The sequence below is a fragment of the Bacteroides sp. D22 genome (assembly GCF_000163675.1).
Taxonomy (GTDB): Bacteria; Bacteroidota; Bacteroidia; order Bacteroidales; family Bacteroidaceae; genus Bacteroides; species Bacteroides xylanisolvens.
The window spans coordinates 76,199-92,815 of record NZ_GG774813.1 but is presented as its reverse complement, the minus strand read 5'-3'; the positions used below and the strand labels follow the sequence as shown (position 1 = coordinate 92,815).

Annotated in this window: 9 protein-coding genes; all 9 read right to left on the bottom strand. The window is 41.9% G+C overall.

What is annotated here, in order from left to right:
• Positions 1 to 63 precede the first annotated feature (63 nt).
• Positions 64 to 2,202, bottom strand: coding sequence for an alpha-glucuronidase family glycosyl hydrolase (locus HMPREF0106_RS07650; RefSeq protein ID WP_004304376.1), 2,139 nt, complete (start codon positions 2,200 to 2,202; stop codon positions 64 to 66).
• 37 nt (positions 2,203 to 2,239) lie between these two features.
• Entirely contained in the window at positions 2,240 to 3,217 is a 978-nt protein-coding gene (locus HMPREF0106_RS07655) for a glycoside hydrolase family 43 protein (protein ID WP_004300838.1), read from the bottom strand.
• A 26-nt stretch (positions 3,218 to 3,243) separates the two neighbouring features.
• The gene (locus tag HMPREF0106_RS07660; RefSeq protein ID WP_004304377.1) at positions 3,244 to 4,374 is read right to left on the bottom strand and encodes an endo-1,4-beta-xylanase; all 1,131 of its coding nucleotides are present in this window, start codon (positions 4,372 to 4,374) and stop codon (positions 3,244 to 3,246) included.
• 39 nt (positions 4,375 to 4,413) lie between these two features.
• Positions 4,414 to 5,829: an MFS transporter gene (locus HMPREF0106_RS07665; RefSeq protein WP_004304378.1), complete on the bottom strand. Its 1,416-nt coding sequence runs from the start codon at positions 5,827 to 5,829 to the stop codon at positions 4,414 to 4,416.
• A gap of 16 nt (positions 5,830 to 5,845) precedes the next feature.
• Complete coding sequence (locus HMPREF0106_RS07670; RefSeq protein ID WP_004304379.1) at positions 5,846 to 7,504, bottom strand: sialate O-acetylesterase; 1,659 nt, start codon at positions 7,502 to 7,504, stop codon at positions 5,846 to 5,848.
• Between the two features lie 332 nt (positions 7,505 to 7,836).
• Positions 7,837 to 10,059, bottom strand: a complete 2,223-nt coding sequence (locus HMPREF0106_RS07675; protein ID WP_009040541.1) for an endo-1,4-beta-xylanase — start codon at positions 10,057 to 10,059, stop codon at positions 7,837 to 7,839.
• Positions 10,060 to 10,083: 24 nt separating this feature from the next.
• Complete coding sequence (locus HMPREF0106_RS07680; protein WP_008774778.1) at positions 10,084 to 11,487, bottom strand: glycan-binding surface protein; 1,404 nt, start codon at positions 11,485 to 11,487, stop codon at positions 10,084 to 10,086.
• Positions 11,488 to 11,501: 14 nt separating this feature from the next.
• Positions 11,502 to 13,148, bottom strand: a complete 1,647-nt coding sequence (locus HMPREF0106_RS07685; protein ID WP_008774779.1) for a RagB/SusD family nutrient uptake outer membrane protein — start codon at positions 13,146 to 13,148, stop codon at positions 11,502 to 11,504.
• A 19-nt stretch (positions 13,149 to 13,167) separates the two neighbouring features.
• On the bottom strand, positions 13,168 to 16,341 hold the full coding sequence (locus HMPREF0106_RS07690; RefSeq protein ID WP_004311414.1) for a SusC/RagA family TonB-linked outer membrane protein: 3,174 nt from the start codon (positions 16,339 to 16,341) through the stop codon (positions 13,168 to 13,170).
• Positions 16,342 to 16,617: the final 276 nt, after the last annotated feature.

Genomic DNA, 16,617 nt, shown 5'->3' with positions numbered 1-16,617 from the left:
TATCATAAAAGACGCCAAATTGCAAACATATTCTTATTCGTTCCGTAGAAGGAATATCTTTATTTACTTACTAAACCCATAAGGTGGACATTCAAAATTGGTAATATCCAATTTGTATTCCATCATATCTTTCAACTCGTGTATGGGACGTTCCAATTCGTAAGGTATCGATTGTCTGCTGAATTGCTGGAAGTAAAGCAAACAAGCATCCCGCCACCAGACAGCATCCCGTGCCTGAATCTTCAGGCGGTGTTGCACATCACGAAAACGTTCGGAATCAATATACGGTTCCATCCTGTCCCACACTTTTTGAAAGTTTCTCACTTCGTTTACACCACGATCATACGTGTAGCACAGTTCTGCCCAAAGTGTACGTCCGCTCTTCATCTGATGATTCCAAGGGACATGGTGAAACCAAAGGAGCAGATTCTCCGGACAAGTATTCACATTGTCCAGTTGCTCGCATAATGGAGAATGGTATTGTCCGGTAGCATTACTTCCTGTACTGCTGCGGTCGAAACCTATTCCCATGTTGTCGGCACGGTGGTAATAAGGAGGCAGCCAATCCGGGCGGGCATCGGGAATATCACACCAGGGTTCCGGTCCGTAATGATGTCCCCATGCAAAGATATGATGCAAGCCGAGAGGCATCATGTAGTCTACTACTGCTTCTCTCGATTTCTGAAGCACTTGGAAGTTGAGAAGGGAGAGTTCAGCGTCGATCTGCTCTTTTTGAATGACTTCTCCTGCCGGAGTATCGGTTTGCGCACCGGTAACGGGAAGAAAAGTTTGTTTCAACCATTCTTCTCCTATCTGTTCGGAAGAGAGCGAATGTTTCCATGCCAATCGTCCGAAAGCATACCAGTTGGCTTGAGCAAAAGGATGTCCACACCAATTAGTATCATCACCGATGTTTGCCACTCCGGAAATAGCCGTGAGCGGATGAAAGAATAAAGAACCATCTGTCACACGGGCAACGGTAGAGCCTTTACCTTGCAGATAAGTATCACTGTCTAAACACTCTTTCCACATAGGAGCAAGGAATGCAAGATGATTGGAAAAACCAAGATACTCTTGTGTGATTTGAAATTCGGGCATAACTGCCGTCTTTTTCATGGCTCCGAACAGCGGGCTGAATGGTTCACGGGGTTGGAAATCTATCGGACCGTTCTTGATCTGCACAATAACATTATCCCGAAACTTATCATCCAAAGGTTCAAATTCAAGATAGGCTTGTTTGGCACGGTCGCTGTCGGTAGGAGAATAAACGAAAGCGCGCCACATCACAATGCCATGATAGGACCTCAACACATCGGCAAGCATATTGGCTCCTTCGGCATGAGTCCGTCCGTAATCACACGGACCGGGCTGCCCTTCGGAATTCGCTTTCACCAGAAAACCTCCGAAATCGGGAATCAGAGAATAAATCTCTTTGGCTTTCTGCTTCCACCAGTTTATCACTTCTTTATTCAACGGATCGGAAGTGGATAAACCGCCTAAAGCTGCGGGAGAAGAGAAATTGATAGAAAGATATATTTTCAAGCCATAAGGGCGGAAAACGTCGGCCAAGACTTTGACTTTCTGCAAATAATCATTAGATAGTATCTTAGGACTTGCATTGACATTGTTTATTACAGTGGCATTAATGCCGATAGAAGCATTGGCACGAGCGTAGGCTTCATAACGGGGAGAGACAACAGACGGAAGTTCGTCCCATTTCCAAAGTGAATGTCCGGCATATCCGCGTTCGATTGTACCATCCAAGTTATCCCAATGATTCAGGATACGAATTCGATAATCAGGTCGTTCGGAGATATTGAGGGATTGCAAAGCTGATTCCGGTAGTTGTCCGGTAGCTTGCAGACGGAGTAAATGATACGTTCCATAAAGTACTCCTTGTTCACCGGAAGAAGCTATCGTTATTTGACTGCCACCTTTGGAGGTCTGAATCGTATATCCCTCATTTCCAAGTGCACGAAGTTCTTTATTGTTCCGGACCTCCAAAGTAACCGGGATTCCTCCCTGCCAGAAGTTCTGTAATTCGGAAACCGCAATACGTAATGTAGGTGATTGTTTCTTGCTGGTAATTTCCGCTTTCGCTCCCGATGCATAACGAAGCCACAAGGCACTTCCATCTTCTGCCCAAATAGAAGAAAAGCAAAAAAGGATAGTGAATATCAATGCAAATATATTTCTAGGCATATTTTTCAGATAGAAGCGGTTGTTTTAATGTATTCTATTATTCATCTTTTCCCTCAATAGTAATGATTCGCCCGTCTGCATCATACTGAAGTTCACAGACTTTTAAGCTACGGAGCCAAGTCTTTCCCTCTGATGGTACACAATCGTGATGAAACAGATACCACTTACCTTTAAACTCTACAATAGCATGGTGAGTAGTCCATCCTACCACCGGAGTCAGAATGACTCCCTGATAAGTAAACGGACCATAAGGGTTATCACCTGTTGCATAGCAGAGCAAATGAGTGTCTCCCGTAGAATAGGAAAAATAGTATTTACCATTATATTTATGCATCCACGAAGCTTCGAAGAAACGGCGTTCCGTATCCCCTGCTGTCAATGGCTTACCGTCTTCATCCAGAATTACCACTGCACGGGGTTCTTCGGCAAACTCCATCATGTCTTCACTCAAACGAGCAACACGCGACGGGATTGCCTCCTCCTCTCCTTCCGGCAAAATGGCAGATTCCAAGGCTTTATTATTACGGTAACGTTGAAGTTGTCCACCCCACAATCCACCGAAATATATATAATAGTTACCATCTCCGTCATCCCATACAGCCGGATCGATGCTGTAACTTCCTTTCATCGGATTAGCTTCCGGTATAAAAGGACCATAAGGTTTATCACTCACAGCTACCCCGATACGAAATATATCATTCTGATCTTTCAATGGAAAATACATATAGTACTTACCATCTTTACAAACCACATCACAATCCCATAGTTGACGGCCCGCCCAAGGAATATCCTCTGTGGAAAGCACCACTCCATGATCTTTTATTTCACCGTTCATCACATCATCCATAGAATACACGTGATAATCTTTCATATTGAAATGATCGCCATTATCATTTTCAGCAATACCACTTTCCCAATCGTGCGAGGGATAAATATACAGTTTGCCATCAAATACATGTACGGCAGGGTCAGCCATATAATCACCGGGAACTAAATATCTTTTTTCTGTTTTCATGCTTTTTCGGTTTTTCTGTTAGAAACTTATTTTGTTTTTTCAGCCTCTTTGATAATCAGGTCGACTACCGGCTTCGGCTGATAATTGCGATCAAAAAGTAACGGATAATCCGTGCGGCCTCTCATCGGCCAGTCATTACGCCAAGAGTTCTGATCGGCTACTCCCCAAAGAGTAACCCTGGTGATGAGGTTATGATGTTTCAGGAACAGACGGAAAAAGTCATTCATTCTTTCAGTCCATGCTTTCGATACCTCTTCCGGTAATCCATCCGGATAAGGATTCATCTCTTTCTTATATTCAAAGGAAGCGGAAACTTCTGCACCTACATTGGGATTCGGTGATGGTATCACCGTCAAATCCAGTTCTGTTATCATTATCTTCACTCCTGTTCCGGCAAAAGCCAGCATACTCTTCTCAAATTCACTGATTTTCGGATAGTCCATACCGATATGACCTTGCATACCTACGGCATCAATACGGATTCCACGTCTTTTCAAATCGTTCACCATCTTCACGACAGCTTCTCTTCTGCCCGGTTGGGCCATTGAGTAGTCATTGTAGTAAAGTTCGGCATCCGGATCAGCCTCGTGTGCATACTGGAAAGCCAATGGAATATATTCTTCCCCCAGAATCTCATAAAACTTTGTCTTGCGATATGCTCCATTATCTTCAATCGCTTCATTTACTACATCCCAGCCTTTGATACGGCCTTTATAGCGTTTCACGATGGTAGTGATATGGTCTTTCATCCGTTTCTTCAGGACTTCCGGAGAAACATTATTCCCGTCCTTATCTACGCAAAACCAAGGAGCCAATTGTGAATGCCAAATCAGGCAGTGACCAATGATAGCCATTTGATTGCTCTCACCAAAACTGACAAATTCATCTGCCTGCGCAAAATTATACTTATTTTCTTTCGGATGAATGACAGAAGACTTCATGCAGTTTTCCGCCACGATGGAATTAAAATTCTTCTTTACAATTTCAACAGCTGCGACATCCTTACCGGAACTTTGATGTGTGTTCACTGACACGCCAATCAAAAACTTGTTTTTCAAAGCCTTTTTCAGCGAATTTCCATCTTTCGCAAAAACTTCTCCATAAGAAAAAGAAAACATCACTGTCAATAATAACAGAATTATTCGTTTGAGTTTCATACGTTATATTTTTGAGTAATAAACATTCTACTATCTTATCTATTCGCCTTTTTTACAGCGCGATTCTATCTCCTCATTTATATTGTCAATCACATTATCTTCCAATTCATATTTAGAAATAATGAACATAGCGACCAAAAGCAACAACGCCGGAATAACGGCTACGAGCCACAGTATTCCCTGTTCGGCAAAAGGTGATTGTGACACTTCATTTGTCTGGTCGAATCCGACAAAAGCCATAACAAGTCCCGGTACAACTCCTCCAAGAGCCATTCCCGCTTTATAGAAAATACCAGTCAAAGCATTGACTATACCCGAAATACGTTTACCATGAGTATATTCGCCATACGAAATTACTTCGGGAACCAAAGCCCACATATACCCTGTCGCAATAATGACTCCCGTCGATTTTATGAACTGCGCCACAAAGACCAACCATATCTGCGTTTTGAGTACCGGAACCACAGAAATAATATACAGCAATGCCATACCCAATATAGCGACTGAAAGGAATACATAAAACATTTGCTTTTTTCCAATGGCACGTTTAATGGCAGGTACCATCGGCATGAAAATGAATGCGGGTATCGAGCCCAAGGCCATGAAATAAGGTAACATCTCCGGTGCACGTACATTATAAATCATATAATATGAACCGGCAGAATTACCAATCGCCATCATTGCAAAAGCAGTAATGAAAAAGAACGCCAAAATACGCAAAGGTTTATTTCTACAAAATTCTACCCACAAGTCGGACACTTTTACTTTAGATGTCTCCTCCTGATCCATAACCACACGCTCCTTCGTCTGGTTAAAGCAGAACATCAATAACGCCAATCCGATAACAGCATAAATAGTCATCGTAATAAACCATGCGTTAGCAGATGCAGTAGTATTGATTTTACCATCGGGAGACAACACCTTCACCAGTATCGGAATACCGTATGCCACAGCCAAACCACCCAAATTGGCAAGAAACATACGCACTGACGTCAACACCGTGATTTCATTCGTATCGCGGGTAAGTGACGCATTCAGTGCTCCATAAGGCACATTAATCAATGTATAACACATGGATAATCCAACGTAAGTGAAATAGGCATAGAACAGTGAACCCGAAAAGCCGTTCCAAAAACAAAGAATAGCAAAACCAGTCAGCGGAGTTCCTCCCCAAATAAGATATGAACGGTATTTACCTAGTTTAGGATTGTGTTTATCGACGAAAGCACCCACCAGAGGATCCCAAAGGACATCCACTATCCTGACAATAAGAAACATCACGGCTGCCACTTCCGGTTTAAGTCCATATACATTGGTATAAAAAATCAGCAGATACATACATACGGTCTGGTAAATAAGGTTTTGCGCCAAATCACCGGAACCGAATCCTATACGTTGAAGCCAAGAGAGTTTATAGAAACCTTTCGCTTCATTGGTCTTTATTGTATTCTCCATAAAATAGATAAATTGGTCATTTTCTGTTTTTCGTATTCATTTCTATCAAGATAGCTGCTGCCACTCGTTGCCCTAGCGTCTTTTTATCCAATGGATGAATATCATTCCATTCTCCTAAATCACTATTTTTAATCAGAGTAACATTTTTATTTGTATCGGCTACTTCCGCCTGCGCTTTCCGGAATTCCGCCCAGGCAGTGCGTCCTCCTTTATCTGTGGGTGAAAGGAAATCCGCCAGCTCAATGATATAGAAAGGCATATCCGACTTATTCCATCGTTGTCTCCAATCGCTAATCATAGCCGTCAACAAGTCTTTATATTCATTTCTGCGTGAGACATTCGATTCTCCCTGATACCAGATAACACCAGATACCGTATAGTTCAGCAAAGGAGCAATCATTGCATTATACAGTCCTGTGGGTTTATAATGAAAAGCCGTTTGTCCCGGAGCAGCGGGCATAGGAGCACCGAGATGATATTTCCAACTCCCCTCCAAATTGATCTCCGATTCTCCTTTTTCCGGCTGACCTTTTCCGAAAAGGATTTTATAAGGCTTTTCCTTTACAAATTGAGGACGACCGCCATAACTGAAAAGGCGTATGGTTATTGTATTTTTTCCGGCTTTCAACAATCCGGCAGGAATGGTGTAGATACGGGGAGGATACTGATAAGAGACAGTCCCCACAAATGTGCCATTTACATAGACCGAATCTGCATCTACGATGCATCCCAAACGAAGAGTCGCTTTCTCTCCCGCCTGTTGTGCAGACACCTGAAAGTCTTTACGGAACCAGTGGGAGCCATTGACGGTATTCAGTCCGTTTGTTGCCCAGCCGGAAGTAAACAAATCTGTTTCTGTCCAATTGCTATCATCATAATCGGCAGCATACCAAGGGGTAGCCTCATGCATCCCTTTATCTCCCTGAAACAACGCCACATTCCAGGCATGACTTTTCTTCCTCTCCTCTTTTTTCATCGACTCCATCAAATCGTCTGACTCATAGATACGCTTTTCATTCAAATAAAATGGAAAAGGCTTCAACCCTCCCTCACTGATCCACGCTTCTACCGGTGAACCTCCGACACTGGAATTTATGATTCCTACCGGAACCTTTGTCTTTTGATAGACATCTTTAGCGAAGAAATAGGCCAAAGCAGAGAAAGGCATCACATTTTCAGGAGTCATCGCTTGCCAGGAAATTCCCGGAATATCTGCCTGCGGAGCATGAAAATTATAGAGCAGAGGTGTTTTTATATAGCGTACCATCGGATAGTTACTGTCCGTAGATATTTCATCGCGAAAACGATCTGTAACCCGTGAAACAGGCAATTCCATATTCGACTGTCCCGAACATACCCAAACATCACCAATAAGAATATCCTTTAATTCGATATCATTAATGGCCATCGTATAAGGTCCGCCAGCTTTCAATATAGGCAAAGTCACTTTCCAGTTACCTTGTACATCAGCAACAGTCTTATATTTCTTTTTCAGGAAAGTTATATCAACGGTTTCATCAGGATCAGCCGTTCCCCAGATATTGACAGGTTCCCCACGCTGAAGTACCATTCCGTCGGAAACAAGAGTCGGAAGTTTAACCTTTGCTCCGCCCAACAAGGCGAAGCAAAGGAACACAACTACTAACCCTACCTTATAAAACCAATACTTATTCATTCTGTCTTTTCTTTTATATGTCTTTATTTCATGATAATTTAGCAAGAGAAGAAATCCATCGGGATTCCACTTTGCAAACTTAGGAAGTTTCTTCCCACTTACCCAGAAATTCTGATTCAAATCATTACTCGCTTGTTACATCATCGTTTACGTATGTTACAAAAACTTGTTGCAATGTTACATTCAAGCTGAAACCACCGATGAACAGGAGGAAAACGAAAGTTTTAGAAAGAGCGGATTACAGTAGTTATTGTTATTCATTCGATCCGCTCCAGGATGATAACAACTACTGTAACCCTCACTCTCCCCCTCTTTAATTATTATAAAATCATTTATTCCAAATCTCCGGTAAAGTCTTCGCTGACATCCTTACCAGCCAAACCATCGGCTACTCCCTTATAAGCATGTTTACGTGCATAATTAGCATCCCAAAGGTTCGGAGCGTCATTCGGTATCCAATTCACATGTTCTTTTTCATTGTCCGATACTCCCCAGATGGTAATACCATATTGTTTATCCACCGGAATATACTTCTTGTACATATCAATAACATACTGATACATTTCTGCCTGTTGTGCCAGATTTTCAGTAGTAGGCGACGAGGTGTTAACCTTAATATCCAACTCGGATACTTTAATCAACTTGCCGGTAGCACCCAGTTTCTGGAACATTTGAGCAATATTGTCTTTATTGGAATCAATAGCAATATGCATTTGTGTACCAATACCATCCACTATGGCCCCTTTGCTTTCGATGTATTCCACATATTTAATCAGACCGTCACACTTATTGAGGTTATATTCCAGATTATAATCATTGATGAATAGTTTATCATCCGGATTTCCATACTGACGGGCAAGTTTGAAAGCTTCTACTGCATAGTCTTTCGGAGTCAGGAAATAATCTTGCCAGTAGAATTCATCAGAAGCCAGATCAGTTTTGCCTTTACCAGTCTTAATGTCTGATGTTTTTCCGTCATCCATTGGTTCATTGACTACGTCCCATGCATGAACATAAGGTTTGCAATGGGTAACCATCTTTGAAATCCAGTCTTCCATAGCATCTCTGATAATCTCGGCTTTTTCTTCGTCGGTCTTCTCAATGATAGTAGGACCGGAAGCGCGAGTGACTGCACGTGTCTCCACCACTTTCTCCGACAATACGATATTATCTATATAATAATCGCCTGCACTAACTCCGAAATTGATACAGAATCGATTCATATCCTCTTTAGACACTGTAAATTCTTTCTTAAATTCTGTCCAAGTCGTACTCACATTTCCATCTACATAGCATTCACCTGCATAACTCGTTGAGTTCTGAATTTGAATTTGGAAAGTAGTTGAGACACTTGCTTTAATCATAGCAGAGAACTCATAGGTCTTGCCGACTTCCAAAGGAGTATCAAAGCCATATCCAGCCTGTGCCTTATATGCATTGCCCGCCCCTCCGTCAACAGAACTAGTCAGCTTCATCGAATATGAACTTCCATATCCTTCACCTTCTTCCGAAATCGCGGCTTTTCCACTACTCCAAGCTCCCCAAGGAGTAATAGCTTTGCTTTCAAAATCTCCGTTAGAAATCAGATTAACCACAGTAGGATCGGCATCTTTGTCTGTCACAACAATATTATCTACATAATAAGTCACATCCGGCAAATAACCAAATTCAAATGCAATCTGAAATGTAGTACTAACAAAATCATTCACTGTGATCTTCACCTGCTGCCATTGAGACGTTGTCTCAAAAGCTTCCGTCCAACTGCCACCTGTAGCATACCAGTCTTTATATGGATAATTATTTCCTAACCCAGCGAAAGTCAACCGGGCTTTACCAGCTTTATCCGAACGGACAAAAAATGAAATTTCATAATTATGCCCACTTACTGCTGAAATGTCAGGAGTATATAATTGCACAGAATGAGCAGCCGTTACAGAAGATCCTACTGTAAATTTCAATGCTTTGGAAGTAGTTGTCAGTCCTTCCCCTTCCACAATGGACATCGCATCACTTCCATTTTTACGATTCCAGCCATCAAAGGTTCCATCTTCAATGCCTGACAGATCCAACAAATTACTGCCCGCCGGTCCCGGAATAACTTCCGGTGCAATCAGACTATTCAGATAACTCGCATTCTGATTAGTGTGCCAAATCAGACAGTGTCCATAAATGCTTATACCCGCTTCTGTAGTCTTTGTAAACAATTGATCTACCTTATCAAATTTCAAATTCCCTTTAGAATCGACCATAGGACCGTGCTTCATGGCATATCCTATCGTCAGATCATTAAAGTTCTCATTCACAATGGTAGTCGTTGTCTCGTCACCAAGATATTCATCCATCCCCACTCCGATACCCAACTTAAAGTTGGGATCGGATAAATATTCTTTCAACGGCTTGTAACGGGAAATCTTTTCAGCCAACTGTAAAGGCAGTTCGGAAGAAGTAACCGCTCCATGTGTAGGGTCTTTATACCACTCCATCTTATTATCGTCACACGATGTCAATATCAGCACCGACAAGGCAACAAACGGAAGCATATTTCTGTATTTCATAATCTTTTCAATTTAAAGTCATTATTATTCTGCATCCTCTTCTTCATCCGGGAAATCGGTATATTCCGGCTTCGTCAAAGGTACGACACGCCAGTTATCAATATAAATCTTCACGGAAGTTGTTTTGGATAGAAACTCTGTTTCTTTATCCGAGCTCGCACCTGTGATCTTATCCAATGTAATATCAGAGTTCTCAAAATAGAAACCGAAGTTGGCATAAGAAGCAGATGCACGGGTAGCGGCCACATCGGCAAAAGTGGTCCAAGCTCCGCTGGATGCTTTCGATTTGTAGAATTCACTGAACGGAACAGTTACAGTCTGCCAACCGGTTGTCTGGAAAGGAACGATCTTTCCGCCTACAAGCCACGGTACGTAATTATAACAGTCTCTCTCCCATTCTCCACCATTGAATCCGTTCTGACCACAAATCTTCAGGAATCCGGATTCAGACCAAGGTTCGGGCACATAAATTTCAAACTGAATAGCACATTCGGCAACAGGAGTTTCAGCAGGGACACCCAGCGTCAACCAGTCAGGATCAGTGCCATTACCAGCTGTCCAAACTTCAGCACAACGATTCTTCGCTGCTGCCACCGGCAACTGTCTTTCTAATGGCAAACGACAGTAAGCACCTTGCGACACATTACCTTCACCAATCGAAGCAGATTCCAGTTCGGTTGTTTGAATCATACTTTCAGAATCGCCCCATGCTCCTTGTGCACCCACTCCGTCGAAGTTCAACAACAAGCCTTTCTTATAATTGAAATAGGCAGGAGAATAAGCACCACCATTCGAACCTTCTACGAAAATAGAACCGCCCTCTTCAGAAACTCCGGCAGGCATATCCACCATAAAATATTCACCGTCAAGATCAGAAATAATACCTTCTGTCACCACCACATTTCCGGGGAAAACGACTTTTGCTATTTCCGTCAATCCACTTCCGTAAACAATGATAGGTTCACCTATATTCGGCATACAGTTGGAGATTTTCGTTATAGACGGTGCAGCAGCACGAATCTGGAAATCATAAACGTATTCACCGCCATCTTTTACCAAACGAATTGTATTACGTACATTCTCGTCTGCTTCTGTAGTCGGAACTTTACTGTTCACACTAACCAGAAAAGATTTATTCGAAACAAATACCGGATTAAAATAACAGTTATATCCATTAATATACACTTTCTTCAATCCGTTGAATCCTTCACCTTCAATTCGGATCAGTTGTCCCAAACGGGCAAAATCAACCAAACGGTCAGGAACATTCGACTTCGCGTCTTCCAGATAGATCCCTGTTATGTTCATCACAGAACTTCCGCCATTATCGTCATCGTCGTCACACGAAACAAATGAACAAGAGCAGATGAGCAGGCTCACCAATAAGCCAAATGCTTTCATACTATTTTTATATATCAAGCTTTTCATTCGTATTCTCGTTTTTAATTAAACAAATCAGTTATTCTGTCTTCCTTAAATGCATAAGGCACAGGATCTGCTTTCAACAAAGGATTTTGCACAGTCTCCGATTCCGGATAAGGAAGAAGGAATATACTGGAATCGACGTCACCTATGGCACGCTTCGTTTCATCCGAATCCTCGTCTCTCTTCAAAGTCTGTGTATCCGCATCCCATACTACAGGAATAGCAGTACCCCTATCCTGTCCGGTGATATAATTGAGTACTTCCTGTTGTTTATAATAAGCTCTACGTACCAAGTCATACCAATACTGTCCTTCCAGACAAAGTTCCAGTCTACGCTCACGACGAATATCTTCGTAAGTAATCGAATTTTGGGGTTCCAAACCGGCACGCTTGCGCACTTTGTTAAAGTATTCCATTGCATCGGCATCATCTGTTGAAGGATTATTTCCCAATATAGCTTCTGCATAAATCAGATATACTTCTGCCAGACGCAACATGTAAGTATTGATAGGAGTACTTCCGGAAGTGATCTTCGCATTATCTTTGCTAGAACCACAAACATATTTCTTACAATAAATTCCGGAAACAGTACCCGATGCTTTCTTCTCACAAGTATATCCTCCGTTTGCTTTCTGTATTTCAGGATAATGATCGCCATAAGCCATCCAAGTCGGCTGACGCCGTTTATCTCCTTTTTCATACTCCCAAATCACGTCCGGTTGTGCAAAAACATAACCGCCCCATGCACGGTCATTACCGGTAATAGCCGACTCACAAGCAAAATAGTCCTGTATCGTATTACATTCCCCATACGTACCATTACTAACCCATTGTAAAGCAAATAGTGTTTCCGAGTTGTTATTTTTATCAATCATAAACAAATCGGCATAATCAGTCATCAGTTCAAAATTTCTGTTTTCTATCACTTTTAAAGCCGCTTTCTTTGCCAAATCCAGATAGTCCTGATTACGGGTCGCACTATTAGGGTTACTACTATAACCGGCATACGTCAGATAAACACGCGACAACATGCCAAAGGCACTGTATTTATTGACACGTCCGGCAGCAGAAGAAACCTCCGGCAAATATTTTGCCGCAAATTCCAAGTCACGCATCGCAAATTCATAGACATCACTTACCGGGCTAGTATTGACAATTGGATTAGCCACCAGTTCATCCGTATCCTCATTTATAATAACATTTCCCCATAACATCGCCAGATAGGAATAAGCAACTCCACGCATGAACCGTGCTTCAGCAATATATGGGTTCTTCACTTCTTCGCTATTGGATGAGTTACCTTTGATCCCGTTAATAATCTTATTAGTTTGCTGTACTATATTGTATAATGAGCCCCAAGCCGAAACTAACGGCCCCGTCAATCCGGTTTCGGTCAAATCGGCAAAAGGATAGATATAATTAGAGGTTGTCGCACAAAGGTTGAATCCGCGTCCATCACCCAGTCCATAATAGAACTTATCGTTAAAGTCGAACCACACCTTATTATACAAAGGAGCTGTTGCTGCCCGGAAATCATCTTCCGTTTGATAAAAGTTATCTCCTGCGATATTGGAGTTATCTTCAGAATCGAGGAAGTCACTGCATCCTGCAAACGCCAAAGCTACAGCCAACATGAAAGAGTATATATATTTACTTGTTTTCATATTTAGTCACTTTAAATGATTAAAAGGTTAAATTCAGACCGAATGTATAAATTCGCGGAGAAGGATAACGATAGTTATCAAAGCCTGTAAGCAAAGCGTCCTGATTGGCAGAACCTATTTCCGGGTCCATCCCTTTGTATTTTGTGAATGTATATACATTCTGCAGGTTACAATAAAGTTTCAGATTCTGAATACCAATCGGTGCCAACCATTTACGCGGGAACGTATAGCCGAAAGAGATAGACTGAATACGCAGGAAAGAACCATCTTCCACAAAGCGGTCACTGAAACGATAATTGGAATCATCTGTCCCTTTGGCAATAGCCATACGGCAAGCATAAGGGTCACCGCCTACAATCTGTATATTCCGATAATCATCCGGACCATTCGGATCAATCAAAGCCAGTTGTGCATAATCCAACGCCGATTTCAGGATATTATTATTGCCCCGTGGATTTTCAAGTTCACGACGCCCCCAGTTTACAACTTCATTTCCCACCGATCCGGTCAGGTTAATGCTCAAGTCGAAGCCTTTATAAGAGAAAGAGTTACCGAAGCCGAAAGTAAAGTCCGGTTCAGGATTACCGATATAAGTACGGTCCTGTTCATTGATAACACCGTCTTTGTTTACATCTTCAAAAATATAATCACCAATCCAGATACTATTCTTGGAAATCGACATACCTTCAGGCAATGCTACCGGCTTAATTGCTCCGGAAGCATCTTTATAGTAAAAGTCAGTAGCCTTTTCAAAGCGGCCAATCACTTTATAACCATAAAACTGTCCGATAGGGTTTCCTACTGATGTACGTGTCAGTACGGTTATTGTTTCGCCTGTCTGATTACTCTTATCTATCAGGCTGGTTGCCGTATCCAGCGATTTTACTTTATTACGGTTCATAGAGAATACCACGTTACTTCTCCATTGAAATCCGCCTTTATCAATATTCACTGTATTTAAAGTCAACTCAAGTCCTTTATTCTCCAAAGAACCCACATTCTTCCAGGGTGCGGAAGTAGAGCCCTGACCTGAAGTTCCCACGTAAGCAGGAAGAGGCACTTGCAACAACAAATCATTTGTTTTCTTATAATAAATATCGGCTATCAATTCAATCCTGTTCTGGAAAAGATTAATATCAAGTCCCAGATTACTTGAATAAGTAGACTCCCATTTCAATTCGGGATTCGGAGTATTGCCAGCCAGCAATCCTGTTCCCCAAACGGTAGCAACAGATGAATAAATGGCTTTATATGCATTATTAGGCACATTCTGATTACCTACAACACCCCATCCTAAACGCAATTTCAGATTATTAATAATATTGTTGTCTTTCAAAAAAGATTCATTGGAAACCTTCCAAGCCAAAGCAGCCGACGGGAACCATCCCCAACGATTATCTTTGTAGAATTTGGAAGAACCGTCGCGACGAAGAGTAAATGTCAACAGATATTTGTCATCGTATGAATAGAACAGACGGCCGAAATAAGATAAAATCGAACTTTCTCCACTATTACCATTATTCTTGGCTGTTGCGGCATCTCCCAATGTCAGGTCGGTTGCAGCATTGGACAAATATCCCATACGGCTTCCCATCAGATATTCCCATTTGCTCTCCTGCATTTCCTGGCCAATCATTGCATTCACATTGTGCACTCCAAAAGTTTTCATGTAATTCACGATATTTCTCCAACTCCAGAACTTATTATATGATTTGGAGAAAGTCCCCTGACGGTCCGTATTTTCAATCGCACCAAAAGTATATGAGGGATCAAATTTATAAGTATTAGTTACCCCATAATCGAAAGACAATTCCGTTTTAAACGTCAGTCCGTCAATGATAGTAGCTTCAGCATAGGTGTTTGCCCGAATACCCATTTTCTCGTTGCGGTTATCCTTAATCATGGCAAGACCCACCGGATTCGTTTGTACCCATTCGTCCGTATCCGGTCCGTCAAATGTGCCTTCAGCATTACGAACAGCCACACTCGGACTCTGCAATAAAGCAGTTCTAATCAACGACTCGTCAGATACAGTCAATTTCTGACGGGAATTACTAAACGCAAAGTTAATACCCATTTTTAAATAGCTCTTCACCTGGGCATCAAAACTACCTCGTAAGTTCAGACGCCTGAACCCTGAACCAACAGCAATACCATCCTGATTGAGGTAACCTGCTCCCAATGCATAGTTACTTTTATCAGTACCTCCGGTCACAGAAAGATTATGACTGGTCATCATAGCTTTAGAGAACATCTCATCCTGCCAGTCTGTACCCTCACCTAGTAAATCCGGACGAACAAAGTTATTATCCTTGTTCACTATTCCCCAATCATTTCCCGAATAGTCTTTTCCTGAACGAACATTCTTATGCTCCGCATATTCACGCAGATTCAGCATATCCAGTTTTTTAGGCATTTCCTGCCATCCTATATATCCGTCATAAGTTATTTGCGCCTCACCCTTCTGTCCACGTTTGGTAGTAATCATAATCACACCGTTTGCAGCTCGCGCACCATAAATAGCAGTGGCGGAAGCATCCTTTAATACGTCCATAGAGACGATGTCCGAAGGATTGATAGATGCCAGTGCATTATCACTTCCCGAACCTGTGGAACCGTCGATGATAACACCGTCAATGACAAAGATAGGTTCATTGGAGGCATTCAAAGAGTTGATACCACGAATACGGATGGAAGAACTACCACCGGGCATACCGCTATTAGCCTGTACCTGCACACCAGCAGCACGTCCTTGCAGTACCTGGTCAACGGAAGTCACTACAGATTTCTTAATGGCTTCATCGTTGACCGATACAACAGAACCGGTCAGGTCACTACGTTTCATCTGACCATATCCAACTACAACTACTTCGTCTAATACTTTTGCATCTTCTTTGAGGGTAATATCAAACTGCTTTTTCCCGGCTACAGGAATCGTTTGTGTCTGATATCCGATAAAAGAAATCTTCAAGCTACCTTTGGCTGATACATTCAACTTAAAATTACCATCCAAATCGGTAACTATACCATTGGTAGTGCCAGCTTCTACTACACTGGCTCCGATAATCGGTTCGCCCGATGCATCTTTGACCATCCCCGTCACGGAAACAGTCTGTGCCAATACCCATACAGGGAAGAGGCAGAAAAGAATGATAAGACCTAACGGTCGAAAATAATGATTTGTGCTTTCCATAAAATCATTTTTTTAATCCTTAATTCCGCAACACTATAATTTAACTTTATTTATAAGTTCCTGAGCAACAAAAAGTTGCTCAGGATTTTGCCATGTCAGATTTTTCACTTATCTTAGTGTTGCAATTCAAAACAAGCGTAAATCGTAACAAGACATGGCAAAGGTACAAATAAAATCTGAAAAACTCACACCTTTTGGAGGAATTTTTTCAATCATGGAGCAATTTGACTCCATGCTTTCACCTATTATCGACCAGACACTTGGTCAGAGATGCAG

Excerpts from the sequence above, each read along its gene's own strand:
- HMPREF0106_RS07680 (WP_008774778.1), bottom strand. The coding sequence starts at position 11,487 with ATGAAAAGCTTGATATATAAAAATAGTATGAAAGCATTTGGCTTATTG.
- HMPREF0106_RS07665 (WP_004304378.1), bottom strand. The coding sequence starts at position 5,829 with ATGGAGAATACAATAAAGACCAATGAAGCGAAAGGTTTCTATAAACTC.
- HMPREF0106_RS07685 (WP_008774779.1), bottom strand. The coding sequence starts at position 13,148 with ATGAAAACAAGTAAATATATATACTCTTTCATGTTGGCTGTAGCTTTG.
- HMPREF0106_RS07655 (WP_004300838.1), bottom strand. The coding sequence starts at position 3,217 with ATGAAAACAGAAAAAAGATATTTAGTTCCCGGTGATTATATGGCTGAC.
- HMPREF0106_RS07650 (WP_004304376.1), bottom strand. The coding sequence starts at position 2,202 with ATGCCTAGAAATATATTTGCATTGATATTCACTATCCTTTTTTGCTTT.
- HMPREF0106_RS07670 (WP_004304379.1), bottom strand. The coding sequence starts at position 7,504 with ATGAATAAGTATTGGTTTTATAAGGTAGGGTTAGTAGTTGTGTTCCTT.
- HMPREF0106_RS07660 (WP_004304377.1), bottom strand. The coding sequence starts at position 4,374 with ATGAAACTCAAACGAATAATTCTGTTATTATTGACAGTGATGTTTTCT.
- HMPREF0106_RS07675 (WP_009040541.1), bottom strand. The coding sequence starts at position 10,059 with ATGAAATACAGAAATATGCTTCCGTTTGTTGCCTTGTCGGTGCTGATA.
- HMPREF0106_RS07690 (WP_004311414.1), bottom strand. The coding sequence starts at position 16,341 with ATGGAAAGCACAAATCATTATTTTCGACCGTTAGGTCTTATCATTCTT.